This window comes from Pleionea sediminis, assembly GCF_007570825.1.
GTDB lineage: Bacteria > Pseudomonadota > Gammaproteobacteria > Enterobacterales > Kangiellaceae > Pleionea > Pleionea sediminis.
The window spans coordinates 257,231-272,368 of record NZ_SUNB01000004.1 but is presented as its reverse complement, the minus strand read 5'-3'; the positions used below and the strand labels follow the sequence as shown (position 1 = coordinate 272,368).

The following is a 15,138-nucleotide window of genomic DNA, read 5'->3' as shown; positions in this document are numbered from 1 at the left end:
TGAAATGACAAGTTTTTATTTGGTTGTAGTTGATCAGTACAAGACTTATTACTAGTTTTTTCACCGCTTCCGACAGAGAACCTTTTTAGATTAAAGTATAACTTTGTTGAAAGTGGTGAGTTAACTAGTCCTGACGGATTGCAACAAATTCTGAGCCCCAACCACTTAGAGAAGATTCTGGTGCACTGTTGATCAACTGAGAATCATCAATTTGTCCCAGCGCATCTTTGCCTCTATTGCGTCGCTCGACATTGATTTGATTAAGCATGTCTTTAGCCATTTGGCTGATTTGAGCTAATTCAGAAGGGGAGAATTCTACGCCATTGTCATTAAAATTAGTGATCGCTTGATATACAGAGACATTCGATCCTCGTAGTCCACCTAACTCAGCATAAGCTGCAGATTTTATTAAACTGTCTCTGGAATCTTCCCCCGAATACTTTGCAAACTCGATATCGTGTAAGTCGGCAATATCTTGAATGGAACCCTGGCGTACAGCTTCTTCTTGCATGTTCCGAAAGGCTTCCCAGTTTTCTGCTTTAGCATACCGATTTTGTAACGCTTTTATGGCAACCATATCACCATGTTCTGACATTTGAAGTAATGTATCTTCAGAGTAGCTTTCGTATGCAGCGACAAAGTCTGGAGGAATGAAATATCCGAGTTGGATCAAATTCTTTTGTAATTCGTTTGCTTTAGCAAGAGTTTTGCGATGGTCATACTCATTTGAAGTCGCTTCAATAGGATCGCTTGTATTATGCTTGCTGTTTTTCGTTACCGGCTCTATATGACGCGTTGTATCATTGTTGATAAGCTTGGGATCGACTTGCGTGTCTTTAGATGTCACAGCCACGTAAGTTTCTTTAGAGCCCGTGTCTTCTTTTGTTCCTACTTGGGAAATAAAATAGAACGCCGTTACTAACGTGATAGTTACAACCATTAAAATGCTTCGTTTGTTCAAGCGTTAACCTCTACTTCAATGTAAGACCCTAAGTCTTGGCAACATTCGGTTTGAATCATCGATTTTTAGAACATTTTTTAAGCTCGCCTGACTTTAGAGTCAGGCGATATCTGCTATTCCAACGAAGGTTTATTAATTAAACCAAGGGAATAATTCTTTCGTTTTTTCGTCAACGGCATCTTGCTCAGCTTGATCACCGGTTTGATCCCACAATGTCATGCGACAACGGTTGTTAAAGTGTACTACCGCCTTCTCATATTGAGTAATGATTTCACCATCAGGAAAACGTACGTATTCGTAATAGTCAAAATCAACAGTACCGTCTTCGTTTTCTTCCATACGCTCAATATCAAACTCAAAACCGATGAAGTTAAAGGTTGTGAGCCAACCAATTGTCGTTAGTAAGAAGTTATTAGTGTTGGTATCGACACCATTATGAAATTTTCTAAATCTCCATGTGTCATAACCACTTGCAGCGCAGAAAGCATTTTCTACGTCGATACAGTTAATAATTCTGCTTAATTTCTCAACAGGATTAGAGCAGGCTGCATTTGCCGCTACTGACGATCCCATGGCCGCAGCTAGTAATACACCAGTGATTGATTTTTTTAGTAGGTTCATGAATGTTTCCTTTTATTAGAGTTATTATCGTACGTATTATTAGTGTTATGTTCGTACGTTCGTGTGACACCCTACATTAGAAGCGCGGTATAGGTTTGTTCCTAAGTATCAAATGTTTCGCATAAATTCTAAATCAGGCTTATTTCGGTTGATTTAGACCGACATTATCGAGTTTGTTTTGCAAATTATATGAGACTTAAAAGCAATTGTTGATTGAGGAAAAGGCAGTACAGGTGTGCGCTAAACGATTAACATGATCCAGAGAAAGACGTTTATTAAAAATAATAGAACCAAAATAAGGATGCAGCGTTTAGGTGGCAAGTCGCAGTTGTCTATACTTTCGTATGTGTTCAGTTAACTTTGATAGGTAAAGTCGCTTACAAAATGTACCATTAATGCCAAATAATTTTGCCGAAAAGCGTTGAGCAGTCATTGATGAATACTTAGGAGAAAGCATGACAACCCGCCGTAAATGTAAGCGAGTTAGCCATGCTAATATTGCTTATAATTTATTTCCAGCCTAACCAGGTTAAGAATCGTGACCACCAATTCCAAAAGGTTTTACGTTCTACAATGGCTACTTCCATACTGCTAGACCGATTATATTCCCGACCTAAAGCGTCAGTGCCAGCGCTGACCACCACAGTGTAAACACCGGGACTATCGTATTCATGGACAAGCGCGTCCATACCTCTTAAGTTATAATCCATTTTTTGAACCGTACCGTCACCCCAGTCAACCGTCATTTGTAATGCATCAACAAAAGGTAAACAAGCACGCATGCCGTAGTTCAGCCTAACTTGTTTATCATTGATCTCACTTTTCATCACGGGATTAAGTACCGTTGAGTTACCAAGTAGATCAGTAAAGAGAAGGTGGTGATAAAAAGATTCTGCGTACTTGCCTTCTAATTCGTAATCCCACCAAATATAGTCCAATAAATCTTCAGCGATGGGGAAAACATCGCCAATATTTAGCAAGTCATAACCGGCAAAGAGATGCAGTCCTGCACCTGCGTCTAAGGTTGCTCCATAGACATTTTCATTAACGCCATCGCGATCAGCATCACCGCAAGTGTTACCTGCATAACCCCAGGCTTTAGCAGTAATGTAAGGCTGCGCTGAGGCCCAAGCGCCAATCGCAGAACTGTTATAAAGAGAACCCTCTACTTTTAAATCAAGATAAGGTCGTGCTGCTGCTTGCGCATTAGCATCGATGTAAGGGCCATCGCCAATGTATTGAAAATTAAAATCATGCTCTTCTTCACAATCACTTCCCGGCGCACAACTAATACGGGCTGACAAGCGACCATTAATAGCGGCATCCATCGAAAAACTTTCGCGGTGTTGCGCATGAGTTTCTAATCCTACTGACAAAGGAGCTTCGATATTGAATACCACAGGAATTGGACCCACCATGAAATTCCAGCTTTGATCAATGAGCTTAATCATTTCGCTTTCAAATACGCGATTAAAATCAGCAGCTATTTCACCTTCTATGTTAAAACCGGCGCGGTGTAGGTCGGCACTGGCGCGGACTTCACTTCGGACATAGCGGAACATGTAAGGCACGCATAACCAGCTTCTCTTAACTTCATAAAAAGCTGTGAACTCAGCCATACCACTCAAGTTAACATCGGCAATTGTTCGAATGTAAGCCGAATCTTGACCTTCAATGGGTAAGTCAATTGTAAACTCGCGGCTATCGGCAAAAGCAAAGTCTCGTGGAAAAGATTCACTCTCCTCAACCCAACCTGGTTTACACGGAAACATAAAATTGCCATCTTGTTCCTGCAGAGCTGTTAATCCTTGCTCGGCAACATCAGCATTAATGGCAACAAAAAATTCTTCATCATTTTTTAGGGCTTGTTGATGCGCTAAAACCAATTCTTTTTTAATGGCTGCATCGATTGGTGCGCTTTCAATACCTTCTAAAGAGCTAATGAGATAAACTCTGGAAAAAGTTTTTTCATCGGCCTGAAGCGAAAGATCCGCATTTTGCACATCCATCAACTGCCAGCCCTTCGACTCTTGTAGAATTTGAACTTTGGACTCATCAATTTGGACATTGCTCGCCATACCAGTGCTGCCCAACAGCGCAAGGCCTAAGCCACCGATAACTACACACATCCTCTTTTTCATTTCCTGAAAATTCATATTAACTTTATCTCTTTTTTTAATTAGTTGGTTAATGTCTGTGTCGTATAGATCAAATAAGATCCAACTGGATACTAGCTAATCATAAATTTTTTTTCGAGTATTAAATCGATGGCTATCATACGGGATGAAACATGTCACATTATTAACATATTTAATTACACTGAAAACGAATTCAAAAAATTTGAGATGCTTGATATCGTTGTGAATCTAAAGTTAACAAAAAGAGATTTTTCAGTTGTGATAGTTAAGGAGACGATGAATGATTTATTCAACAACTTGGTTGTGAGTATAAAGCTTAAAATAAGAGAGCGAGAAACAAGGCTATAAACCGTAATAAAAATAATTAACTAATCATTTTAGGTTATTAACTTCTTTAAAAGAATCATAAACACTCAACTAATAAAGTGTTTTGATAGAGCGAGCATGTAAGGTAGCAATGTTGTACACGTCGATAAATTGCGCTTGGGAAATCAAACATGCAATATCTAGCAGCTTCTCGAAAAAGTTACTTTTAGCTGTTTATTTTACGAATAAGTTGCAAAATGAGATTTGTATGAGGGGTTAGGTTTTATAAAGCCGTAAATTAACTATCGAGATAATTAAAATGTTTGCCGACAGCGAGACGGTCGATTTCACTATTGAATAGTTATGTTGTTGAGAATCGCTTCTAACATTCGTAATCAATGACAACTAATTAAGAAATTTAAGAAGGACAACTATGACAAGCAAACCCGATCAGCCCATAGAAATTGAAGACAATACTAAATCCACTGATGGAAATAAAAAGCAGGCAGTAATTAAAGCGACCATAATAGGTCTAGTCTGCGGAGTTCTTTTTATGCTGGCAGCTAAAATGGTAAACATTGCAATGACCTGATTATGTTTATAACTGAGAGGCGTCCGATTAATGTCTCTAAACTTATAACCTCTCGAAGAGAAGTGGCCTTGTGAACTTACTTCGTTTATATTCGATCAATAATTAATATTTAGAGAGTGCGTTAGTTGAGCTTTTTAAAATATGATGCCTTTTAACATCTTCCTGAGTTGCGAGGTTTAAGTGAAGCAGCGCAGTTTCGAGTTGTTGATCAATCAACGATTGAGGTAGGGTCTGTTTTTTCGAAAAACAAAATATTTCACATCCTATTTTCATTAGTTGGTCTTTTGGTAAAGCTAATACTCTTTCGTTTGGTTGGCTTTAAGTGGACAAGCGTTTGGTTAACGCTATGGTTTTCTTTCATATTACTTTTGGCAACAAGTTCAAAAAGAAGAAAACTTATCTATCCTCATATTAAACGTATTGTAGCGCAAAACTACTCTAGCTAAAGTTTGGTTAAATATTTGTCTTATTTTATACCGAAAAAGTTGAGTAACATATTGCTTGTTGAACGTCGACTTGCTCATGATTAAGCAATCCAAAAAGTATAAAGCCCAAAACTTGTGACAATCATAAGTAGCACATTAAGCGGAGCACCTACCTTAGCGAAATCAGTAAAGCGGTATAAGTTGGTGCCATAAATCATCGTATTCGTTTGGTAACCAATAGGTGACAAGAAGCTGGTTGAGGCTGCAAACATAACAACCAATACCATGGGTAAAATTTCAATGCCGAGACTTTGCGCCAGGGCTATTGCGATTGGTACTAGAATTACAACGGAAGCATTATTGCTGACCATTTCAGTGAGTAATGTCGTTACGGTATAAAGAGCCATTAAGACGATGATTGGATGCCATTCGGAAGCAACAACGGCTAATAAGCCGCCTAACCACTCAGCACCACCGGATTTGGTCATGGCAATACCCAAAGGTATGACACCCGCTAGCAAGAAGATGACATCCCAAGATACACCTGAGTAGATATCATGTTTGTTAATACAACCACAAAGAACCATAGCGATTACACCAACTAGTGCGGTAACAACAATAGGTAATGGTGTAAGCGCGGCACTCAGTACAACTGCAGACACAATTCCGCCCGCAAGAACCATGCGTTTGCTGTCAAAATTATCTTCGTACTCTTCGAGTAAAATAACGTCGGGTTGCCTTCGTAATTTACTCAGCGATGTGTTTGATAGTTGAAGTAAAGCAACTTCTCCTACATGGAGCTTCTCGTCGCACAAATATCTTTCCTTAAGTTCCTTTGTTTCCAGGCCTATTAAGCGAGCTTGATCTTTTGCCCAAAAGCCAACGTCGCTTGCTTTTCGACCACTAAAACGTTGGCGATCGCGCAGCAGTACTCTAACCAGTTGACCATCACTTCGAGCTTTGCGTGAGTGATCCGTCTCGGACAGGATATCCACGTCATTACCTTTAATCAGATCATGTAACTGACGTATTTGGGCTCGTATTTGTATAATGTCGCCAGGTTTAATGATAACTGCTTGAGGACGTTTAATATGACTTTTGTCTTTACGAAAGACTTTTATTATTTCGACATGAGAACGCTTTGCGAATTCCGACTCTGCCAGTGATTGGTCGACAAGCTTACTTCCTTCAGGAACTTTGAGTTCCACTAAAAAATGTGCGGCGCCTTCATCGTGCAATTTAATACGATCTTTTTTAGGCAGTAATAATCGACCAATTGTTAGAAAATAAATCATTCCGATACCGAGTACGATTAAGCCTAAATGGGTAAATTCAAACATCTGAATTTCGCGGCCAAATTCTGGTTGGTCTTTAAGAATTGCCGACGCTAAAATATTAGTTGATGTTCCAATCAGTGTAAGTGTCCCGCCCAACATACCAAAAAAACTGACAGGAATGAGCATGCGGGATGCTTGCATCTTTAATCGTTTGCACATATCCAGAACCAAAGGAATGGTAACTGCAACGGCGGCTGTGTTGTTGATAAAGCCCGATAAAAAGCCAACCAATAATCCAATGATTAGCATCATGCGCACCTCTGAGTTTCCGACCAAAGGAAATAGCTTTTTACCTAAGAGGTGAATCAAACCCGAGCGTTGTATACTCGCGGAAAGAATAAACATGGCTAACACAGTTACCGTTGCAGTGCTGGAAAGTCCACTAAGACCTTCACTCACGGTAGGAAAGGCAGACTTTAAATCGATACCCTTATCCAACAGCCACGAAGAATGTCCGACTAAGGGAATTATCATGAGAATGGTCAGGATGAGCAGGGCGGTAACGTCCAACGGAAACTTTTCGGTTGCGAAAAGATACAGAGCAATGGCTATTACAAAAAAGACAATCGCAATTTCAACCGTCATTTAAAAGTCCAAGGTTGTTAACTTTAATAATAATAATGTGAGCTACCAAGTCAATGAGATACTCCATAAAAGTCACTATAGTATGGCATAGATTTTATTTAAGTTAGATTAATACGAGGTAATGAACCCTACGTCTGGTACCGCAGGAAAACTGGTCACATATGCGCCACCAAATTCTCACTAGAGTGTCTCCTTATTAAATTTGAGGTCTGCTATAATTCTCACATGTCTTTAATTCTATCAGTCAACTCCTGAGCTTCTTCAGCGCTAATTTCTCGCCATCTTTCAATATTAGAAAATGAACAATATAGGTCTTCGCCCCCTAGTTCGGTGAAGGCATTATTTTTAAATGAGGTGTAGAACTCGCGATCTTGAGATGGGTTGTAGACTTTAAGAAATCTTGGTTCGCCTGTTGGAGGATTCTGTAAGGTGTCGTTCCATTTGTGTTCGGACATGAGTAACTCCTCTTGTTAAAACGTATTGGAGACGATAACGAATAATTAAATATAAACCAAGTCCACTTTTAATAACTGCAACAATAGTAATACCGAGACCAACCGTTAAACCAACACCAACGGTAACACTAACGGTAACACCAACACTAACGAGATTGAATATTTGAAATATATCCGGATTAATTTACTGGTCTCGCGTGAATCGAAAATACAAAGTTGGAACAACAATCATGTTAAGAAAGGTCGAACTGATTAAGCCGAATAAAATTACCACCGCCATCGGCGCCTGAATTTCACTCCCAGGCTCACCGGAGGCAAGAGCCAATGGAATAAGCGCTAAAGCGGTAGCCAGCGCGGTCATTAATATCGGTATTAATCGTTCTTCAGAACCTTGAACAACTGCGTCTTTGAGGGCTTGTCCCTCAGCCAATAAATGTTTGATATGGTCGACCAAAATCACGCCATTCCGCGTTGCAATTCCAAATAACGTAATAAAGCCAATGACAGCCGCAATAGTGAGATTCCCTCCGATTATCCAAACACCGGCAACACCGCCAATCAATGCCAGCGGTAGGTTGAGCATGATTAAAAAAGCATCTTTAGTAGAGTTGAACGCCGTGATCAATAAAAAGAAAATACCAATAATCACTACGATACCAAGAATTAATAATTGGCTGCCGGCACTTTGAGCACTCTCAAACTGGCCGCCATATTCAATAAAGTAGCCGGTCGGCAAATCAATATTATTATCAATAGTCGTTTGTATATCATTAACAACACTTATCAGGTCTCGTTCTGCGACGTTGGCCATAACCACGAGCTTTCGTTGCACGTTTTCACGTGAAATAGTATTGGGGCCACGCTGCTTTTTAATTTCAGCGAAAGCCTGTATAGGAACAATAGCACCATTATTTAACGTCACTAATGTCTCTTTAATGGATGCTTCCGATTCTTTATTAACGCCCGAAAATTTGACGACCAAGTCGAAACTTGCTTGTCCATCGAGCACGGTACTAACCGCAGTGCCATTAAATGCTGTTTCTACAATCTCTGCGGCATCGTGTACCGACAAGCCGTAATTGGCGAGTGCTGGCCGATCAAACTTAACCTGTAAAAAGGGAATTTCGCTTTGTTGTTCCACTGCAACATCAACGGCACCTGGTACCTCTTGCACTAGACCTTCAATTTGTGTTCCCAGTTTTCGAAGCTCTGCAAGATCGTCGCCAAACAATTTAATGGCGATATTGGCGCGTGTTCCGGATAACATATGATCGATTCGATGTGAGATGGGCTGTCCAATAACAACATTGGTACCTGGTATAGCCGCAAACTTCTGTCGCAATGACGATAATAATTCTGCCTTTGACCGTTCCTGCATTTTCAATGTTACTTCAATTTCAGAAGAAAATACCTGCTGAGCATGTGGATCGCGTTCAGCGCGACCGGTACGCCTGGCCGTAGCAATAACTTCGGGCTCATTGAGTAAAATGGTTTCTGCGCGTTGCCCAATCTCATCAGATGTTTCTAACGAAGTGCCTGGTAACGTTACAACACTAATAGTCAAACTCCCTTCGTTAAACTCTGGTAAAAATCCACGTCCAAACTGAAGAAATACGGCAACGGACGCCAGAAGTAAAACGCCAGCAATCGTGATAACAATGCCACTACGTTTTAATGTAAATGAAAGCCAGGGTCGATAAAATCGTTTAAGGCCTGAAGTTAGCTTCGAATCATGTCTGTTAAAGACGGTTTTACTTTTGGGAAGTAAATAAAAACACAACACCGGAGTAACGGTTAACGCGACAAATAATGATGCCGCTAAAGCGACAATGTAGGCAAAACCCAGTGGTTGCAATAGACGTCCCTCGACGCCGGTCAAAAAGAAAAGGGGAATGAATACTAGAATGATGATTAACGTTGCGAATACGATCGAGCTTTGAATTTCACGGGTGGCTGTTAAAATAATTTGATATACCGGCTTTTTATCGCTCGATTGTGTATTTTCTCGGAGTCGCCGGACAATATTCTCGACAACAATAATTGCATCATCAACCAACGCTCCCATAGCAATGGCAAGCCCCCCGAGTGTCATGGTATTCAAACTGCCACCTAACCATTTGATGGTTAAAATCGCGGTAAGCACCGACAATGGTATAGCTAACAGCGCTATACCGGTTGCACGAACACTTAATAAAAAGACAAACATGATGGCGATAACCAGTATTGCTCCGTCTCTCAATGCCACAACAAGATTATCAATCGCGGTATTAATAAAGTTAGATTGACGAAACACATTAGTTTCGATGCGCATACCTTCAGGAAGTGTTAACTGAAGTTTCTCAATAACCTCGTCTAACTCTTTGGTGACTTTCAAAGTATTAACGTTCGGCTGTTTCTGAATCCCAAGTACGATAGCTGATTTTGCATTGTAAGCCGCGGTTCCTCTGCGTGGTGCAGGTCCGACAACGACATCGGCAATGTCTCTTACTAATACCGGAAAGTCATTAACTGTTGTCACAACGGCTTGCTCGATATCATTGATGGTTTCGACTTTTCCCAGTCCCTGAATTAAATATTCCTGCAAGTTTTCGACCATAAAGCCGGCCGCGGCATTGTTGTTTGATTCTGCAACGGCTGTTTTAAGTTGCTCGAGAGATACGCCATAGGCAGACAAACGTTCGGGGGAAGCAATCACCTGAAACTGCTTTGTTTCACCACCGTTCGGTATGACTTCGGCAATTCCAGGTACCGCTAGTAAACGACGACGCACCACCCAATCGGCTATCGTTTTTAATTCCATCTCACTGTGTGTATCGGAAACCAGCGCTATAAACATAATATCTCCCATCACCGAAGCAACAGGAGCAAGAGCGGGTGGTGGTAAATCGTTTGGCAAATTGGCCGATGTCGTTTGTAATTTTTCGGAGACGATTTGTCTTGCTTTATAAATGTCGGTTCCCCATTCGAACTCGACATTGACAACCGAAATGCCGACACCTGTACTTGATCGTACACGGCGAACACCACTGGCTCCGTTCATGGCAGTTTCGATCGGGAAAGTAATCAGACGTTCAACATCAACTGGCGGCATACCATGGGCTTCGGCTACTACAGTGACCACTGGAGCGGTTAGATCAGGAAACACGTCCACCGAGGTATCGGACGCGGTCCAGCTTCCCCAAAACAAAAGAAGCACTGCTGCCGCTAAAATTAGCAAACGATTTTTTAACGACCAGTCAATGGTTTTTTCGATCATAAAACTACGCTTATCTTTTTAAATGAGCTCGATGTGTGAGAGCTTAGCAACACAATTATTTATAAAAAAGCTTACTTGTTAGCGAAACGTTATTCACATTAATTAATGTGCATGACCGTGACCAATGGCATCACCACCGGTAGACGCCAACTTAACGTAGTAAGCTCCGCGAGACACAACCCATTCGTCAGGGGATAGTCCGGACGTTACTTCTACTAAATCACTGTCTCGTATACCAAGAGTCACAACTCGACGTTCAAAAGACTCACCACCGACTTGTACATAAACCACCGATTGTCCGTTATCATCAATAATTGCAGAGGCGGGAATAGCTAACCGTTGTACTGGCGCACCAACGAATACTCGAACTGGCAGGCGTACACCAATGATAGAAGGTCCGAGTGTAGATGGATAAGCCACGGCAACTTCAACGGTTCGTGCGGGATGTTTTACTTCGCGGCTTACTTTAACGATGGAAGCTTGATTGTTTGTGTCGAGCACTAATGGTTGACTCTTAAATTCAAACCATATACCAGTGGCTTTATGAATTTCTCCGCTAAACTTTTCGGGAACCTGAACATTCATCCAACGCATATTTTTGCCCGCAATAGAAAACAAAGGATCACCCTCACGAACAAACGAGCCGGGATGTACATAAACACTTAATACTTCGCCTTGAATTGGGGCGACGATGTTTATGCCTGCTGTTTCAACTCCACCTGCACGTTGTCGAAGCCGAGATTGAGTGGTTTGTAATTCTACTGCGGCAATATCACGTTCTTTTTGAGCTTCAAGAAAAAGTTTCTCCGAAACCGAACCTTTGTTGAATAATTTTTCAAGTCGTTTCACATCAGCTTTCGCCAGTTCAAAACGTGATTTGGCACGCTCAACGTCAACGATTAATTCTCCAATATCGGTATCTTCACCGAGTCGCGGAATCAAACTTCCCAATGCATCATTAACTGATACAGACTCACCCGCACTGATGATTTTTCCTGACGAGAAATAGCCATCGTCGGGGGCTCGTATAACCGTGAATTCATTAAGCGGTGCCGATACCGTACCAAATCCAGGAACAGAAGGCCGCATCTCGATGATGGCACTTTTAGCAATCGCAAACGGATTTTGCCATTGCTGTTCTTTTAAATAGGATACTTCGCCGCTTGGCGCGTTTTTTTCGATTTGCGTATTTTTTGAATTTTCAAATACAGTGATTTGGCCTAAATCGTGACGACTGATCCAGTCATTTGTTTTTAGTTCAAGTACAAGGCCAAATTGTCCGGACTGATTGGGGGTAACGTCTGGAAGAAAAATACCTGAGCGAGCAGGTTCGCGAACTCGAAAGCGAACCACCGTTTTATTGTTTTTAGTCAATACAACATCCAGTACACCTTCATCAACGGCTTTAAAATCACTTAAGCGGGTAAAATGCGTTATAAATGTTGTTTTCTGATTAATGACCAGAGGAGGGAACTCAACAAACAGCTCTGTATAGTCATTATATTGAGTCACTACGTTTGCTGGTGCGCTGTCTTCATGAGTATGGTCTTTGTTATGAGAAGTCGCACCGTGCGGATGATTACCACCCGCAATAGCCATTGGAGAGTACAAAAACGATAAGACAAATATTAACGTTAGCTTTTTGACAGGACTAGTGGTCATGATCGCTTTCTTCATGAGAGTGCTCGTGCTCTTCATCGTTTGAGTCATCTTTATGTTCAGTTGATAATTTTTTTTGACTGGATTCATTCAATTCAGATTCATCGTCATAGATAACTTCTGTTTTTGGTTTATTGTCGTGTGAATGGCTCTCCGATTCATGAGAGTGACTGCCATCATTATGAGAGTGGCCCTCGTCATCATGGGTATGTTGCTCAGTGTTATCATCGCTATGATGATTATCATGCTCTTTATCATTCGCATCATGCGTGTGAGTATCCTCTCCATGAGAGTGATGGTCATCACAAGCGGAAAGACATAAGCCAAAAAATAAAGCAATCGTTAAGATCTTGTAATTCATTGTTTAGTCCTAATAGTCAATGATAAATAATCGATTTTTTTAGTAATCTGTATTTTTTAAGTCGGCTTCAGTTAAAGTAGCCAGCCGACAATTGTTTCTAATGCATGATGATTGATTACAACCGTTAACGGAATAAGTAATAAAAAGACACTCAATAAAGTGCAATAAATCCAATGCTTTTTGGGATTGCTTGAAGTCTCGATGAGCAGGGTGATCCGTTGTTCTAATTGTGAGCCGACAATAGAAATAGGATATTCTGACGTTCTAGAAAATCGACCCAGTTTAATAAGCAGCTGAGCAACATCGAACGGTTTGAAGCGTTTAGTGCATTGTTGGTCCGCGTCTATTTCTATTAATAGTTGAAATCTTTTTCGAATGGCGTTGGAAAATAGATGAAAAGTTAAAAAACATTCCATAAAAATGTTTTTAAGTGAGTCTTTATTTCGTAAATGCGCTGCTTCATGGGCAATGACAATACGTTGCTCTTTTTTGGTCAATAATTTCTTATTTGCATTTGAAATGTATATTTTGGGATTAACAAAGCCGAAAGCAAACGCCATTGGTTTTGTGCTTTCATAATAAACCAATGAAGATTGTTTTCTTCCCAGTCGAGCAATGATCTTCGTGCGTTGGTATCGTGAATACGTTTTTAGAAATTTGACGAATAAACTTATTGCCAGTAGTAAACCTATACCGCTTATAAATGTGGCGTTGAGTGTCGATAAAGAAATACTGGGAAAATGGGCCAGACAAAAATGAGGATGGTGTAAGTCATGTGTTAAACAATGATCATTTAACCAACCAAAAGATTTTCCGTAAGCAATAAAAAGTACAACTAAGATTAACGTTGTCGGTAACAAAACGGGCAGGGAAGCGGACAACCAGACCAAGTATTTATTGTAACCCTGGAAGAAGCGATCGTTAGATTTGTTAATTAGCCAGGCGCCACTGTTTGCTATCAGCCAGGTAACACAGGCGACAAACGCGAGTAAACCAAAAAGCGAAAACGACATCATTCATTTCCCTCAGATCGTCGTCGCTCAATCTCTGCTTCGAGAATGTCGAGTGCTTTTTGATCAATTGATTCTGCAGCATTGACGATGGCAGCAACGTTCAGTTCAGTGTCGGAGTGAAATCGTCCCAACATGTCGTTAATTAACTGTCCTAAAACTGCTTGTTTCGATGCAAGGGCAGTATAAATGTAGCTGTGGCTTTGCTTACGACGAGATAAAAGATTTTTTCTATACAACCGCTCTAGTGCAGATTGTACGGTGTTTACTGATATTTTACGTTCATCGCTCAGCTGTTCATGGACTGACTTTGCCGTACCTTGGGAATGCTCCCATAGATACTCTAAAACTTTGACTTCCAGATCACCCAAGTGAGGAGATAGCGCCATTTTTAACGACCCGTCATTTATCAGATCACCATACTAACATTTAAAAACCGAGGTGCAATCGGTTTTTAAAGTTAAGGGTGGGATCTCAAAATTGCTCTATGAAAATAAGGTCGATTTTTCAACTCAAAATAGGAGGCCTACAAAAGACTTTTTATTATCAGAGATTGTAAGGCAAGCTAGAATATATAAATCAACCCGACGCCGACTTCGGCTTCATAGTTGTTGCGAGCGATGGGGCTATTCGCAACCTCGCTGCTATAACGTTCATAGAGAACCTCACCGAATATTTGCAAATTCTCGTTGATATAGTTTCGATAGTTGTAATCGAGACCAAATGATCGATACCCACCACTTAACTCAGTCTCATCCAATCCAGATGTTGCTGATTGCGCAGCGTCTATGCCAAAACCGGTATTGGCGTATTCACTATCATGAAAAACCACAACAAACGAAAGTTCAGAACCGGTTCCGTCGTTTTGGTCGCCAAAGCGGTGACCAACGCCAAATAATCCAAGGTTTCCGTTGTCTCCGGTTACAATACGGCCGACCAACCAATTACGCCAGTTGTCATCGAGCGCGCGACGTGCTTGGAATACTAATTCCGTTCCTTCTTCTTGATCACCAAGCCCATCCAAATAACCTTCTTCGGAAGCGTTTTCTTCACGGCCTTCTTCAAAAGCCACTACAGCCTCGAAAAACCATCTATTTGAACGAAGACCGCGCCAGCCTATCGCTTCACCGGCCCAAAAGAACGCATCATCTCCGCTTCGCCATTGAATAGCACCAGCAGGCTGAGCTTCGAAACCAAATTCGTCCGATCCTTCGTAGGCAGATTCATATTCAACACCAAGGCCTAACCCGAAGCTCCAACCATTATTGCCCTTACTGAAATCGTAAACTGAAGGTAAAGGAACGATGACTGATTTTTCATCTTGTGCAAATGCAGCTTGTAAGAAGAAACTCTGTATAAGCATGATTAAGAGTAAACTTGAAACCTTATTCATTTGAACTATGCTCCAATTTGGGCCGGAAATTTCTAAAAG

At 41.0% G+C, this 15,138-nt stretch carries 12 protein-coding genes; 1 reads left to right on the top strand and 11 read right to left on the bottom strand.

Annotation, left to right across the window (positions count from 1 at the left end):
• Positions 1-124: 124 nt before the first annotated feature.
• From FAX86_RS16475 to FAX86_RS16465, 3 genes are all read right to left on the bottom strand, one after another.
• The gene (locus tag FAX86_RS16475; RefSeq protein WP_144394566.1) at positions 125-961 is read right to left on the bottom strand and encodes a hypothetical protein; all 837 of its coding nucleotides are present in this window, start codon (positions 959-961) and stop codon (positions 125-127) included.
• 132 nt (positions 962-1,093) lie between these two features.
• On the bottom strand, positions 1,094-1,582 hold the full coding sequence (locus FAX86_RS16470) for a hypothetical protein (RefSeq protein ID WP_144394565.1): 489 nt from the start codon (positions 1,580-1,582) through the stop codon (positions 1,094-1,096).
• Between the two features lie 509 nt (positions 1,583-2,091).
• Complete coding sequence (locus tag FAX86_RS16465) at positions 2,092-3,738, bottom strand: hypothetical protein (RefSeq protein ID WP_144394564.1); 1,647 nt, start codon at positions 3,736-3,738, stop codon at positions 2,092-2,094.
• Positions 3,739-4,459: 721 nt separating this feature from the next.
• On the opposite strand from FAX86_RS16465, the gene FAX86_RS22280 reads away from it, so the two are divergent.
• A complete protein-coding gene (locus tag FAX86_RS22280; protein WP_164503634.1) occupies positions 4,460-4,618 on the top strand; it encodes a hypothetical protein in 159 nt (52 codons plus the stop codon).
• Positions 4,619-5,144: 526 nt separating this feature from the next.
• Here the strand turns inward: FAX86_RS22280 and FAX86_RS16460 are convergent.
• From FAX86_RS16460 to FAX86_RS16425, 8 genes are all read right to left on the bottom strand, one after another.
• Positions 5,145-6,965, bottom strand: a complete 1,821-nt coding sequence (locus FAX86_RS16460) for an SLC13 family permease (protein ID WP_144394563.1) — start codon at positions 6,963-6,965, stop codon at positions 5,145-5,147.
• A gap of 221 nt (positions 6,966-7,186) precedes the next feature.
• Positions 7,187-7,420 carry a hypothetical protein gene (locus FAX86_RS16455; RefSeq protein WP_144394562.1) on the bottom strand — a complete coding sequence of 78 codons (234 nt, stop codon included), beginning with the start codon at positions 7,418-7,420 and terminating at the stop codon, positions 7,187-7,189.
• Between the two features lie 184 nt (positions 7,421-7,604).
• Positions 7,605-10,676: an efflux RND transporter permease subunit gene (locus FAX86_RS16450; protein ID WP_144394561.1), complete on the bottom strand. Its 3,072-nt coding sequence runs from the start codon at positions 10,674-10,676 to the stop codon at positions 7,605-7,607.
• A 102-nt stretch (positions 10,677-10,778) separates the two neighbouring features.
• A complete protein-coding gene (locus FAX86_RS16445) occupies positions 10,779-12,353 on the bottom strand; it encodes an efflux RND transporter periplasmic adaptor subunit (protein ID WP_164503633.1) in 1,575 nt (524 codons plus the stop codon).
• Positions 12,328-12,696, bottom strand: coding sequence for a hypothetical protein (locus tag FAX86_RS16440; protein WP_144394559.1), 369 nt, complete (start codon positions 12,694-12,696; stop codon positions 12,328-12,330). Before FAX86_RS16440 ends, FAX86_RS16445 begins: the two co-directional genes overlap by 26 nt.
• Positions 12,697-12,767: 71 nt before the next feature.
• On the bottom strand, positions 12,768-13,712 hold the full coding sequence (locus FAX86_RS16435; RefSeq protein ID WP_144394558.1) for a M56 family metallopeptidase: 945 nt from the start codon (positions 13,710-13,712) through the stop codon (positions 12,768-12,770).
• Positions 13,709-14,095 carry a BlaI/MecI/CopY family transcriptional regulator gene (locus tag FAX86_RS16430; RefSeq protein ID WP_144394557.1) on the bottom strand — a complete coding sequence of 129 codons (387 nt, stop codon included), beginning with the start codon at positions 14,093-14,095 and terminating at the stop codon, positions 13,709-13,711. The genes FAX86_RS16435 and FAX86_RS16430 overlap by 4 nt, the downstream gene beginning before the upstream one ends.
• Before the next feature lie 176 nt (positions 14,096-14,271).
• The gene (locus FAX86_RS16425; protein WP_144394556.1) at positions 14,272-15,099 is read right to left on the bottom strand and encodes a MipA/OmpV family protein; all 828 of its coding nucleotides are present in this window, start codon (positions 15,097-15,099) and stop codon (positions 14,272-14,274) included.
• Positions 15,100-15,138: the final 39 nt, after the last annotated feature.

Bases quoted from the DNA above. Each gene is read 5' to 3' on its own strand.
- FAX86_RS16470 (WP_144394565.1), bottom strand. From the start codon at position 1,582: ATGAACCTACTAAAAAAATCAATCACTGGTGTATTACTAGCTGCGGCC.
- FAX86_RS16465 (WP_144394564.1), bottom strand. From the start codon at position 3,738: ATGAATTTTCAGGAAATGAAAAAGAGGATGTGTGTAGTTATCGGTGGC.
- FAX86_RS22280 (WP_164503634.1), top strand. From the start codon at position 4,460: ATGACAAGCAAACCCGATCAGCCCATAGAAATTGAAGACAATACTAAA.
- FAX86_RS16460 (WP_144394563.1), bottom strand. From the start codon at position 6,965: ATGACGGTTGAAATTGCGATTGTCTTTTTTGTAATAGCCATTGCTCTG.
- FAX86_RS16455 (WP_144394562.1), bottom strand. From the start codon at position 7,420: ATGTCCGAACACAAATGGAACGACACCTTACAGAATCCTCCAACAGGC.
- FAX86_RS16450 (WP_144394561.1), bottom strand. From the start codon at position 10,676: ATGATCGAAAAAACCATTGACTGGTCGTTAAAAAATCGTTTGCTAATT.
- FAX86_RS16445 (WP_164503633.1), bottom strand. From the start codon at position 12,353: ATGAAGAAAGCGATCATGACCACTAGTCCTGTCAAAAAGCTAACGTTA.
- FAX86_RS16440 (WP_144394559.1), bottom strand. From the start codon at position 12,696: ATGAATTACAAGATCTTAACGATTGCTTTATTTTTTGGCTTATGTCTT.
- FAX86_RS16435 (WP_144394558.1), bottom strand. From the start codon at position 13,712: ATGATGTCGTTTTCGCTTTTTGGTTTACTCGCGTTTGTCGCCTGTGTT.
- FAX86_RS16430 (WP_144394557.1), bottom strand. From the start codon at position 14,095: ATGGCGCTATCTCCTCACTTGGGTGATCTGGAAGTCAAAGTTTTAGAG.
- FAX86_RS16425 (WP_144394556.1), bottom strand. From the start codon at position 15,099: ATGAATAAGGTTTCAAGTTTACTCTTAATCATGCTTATACAGAGTTTC.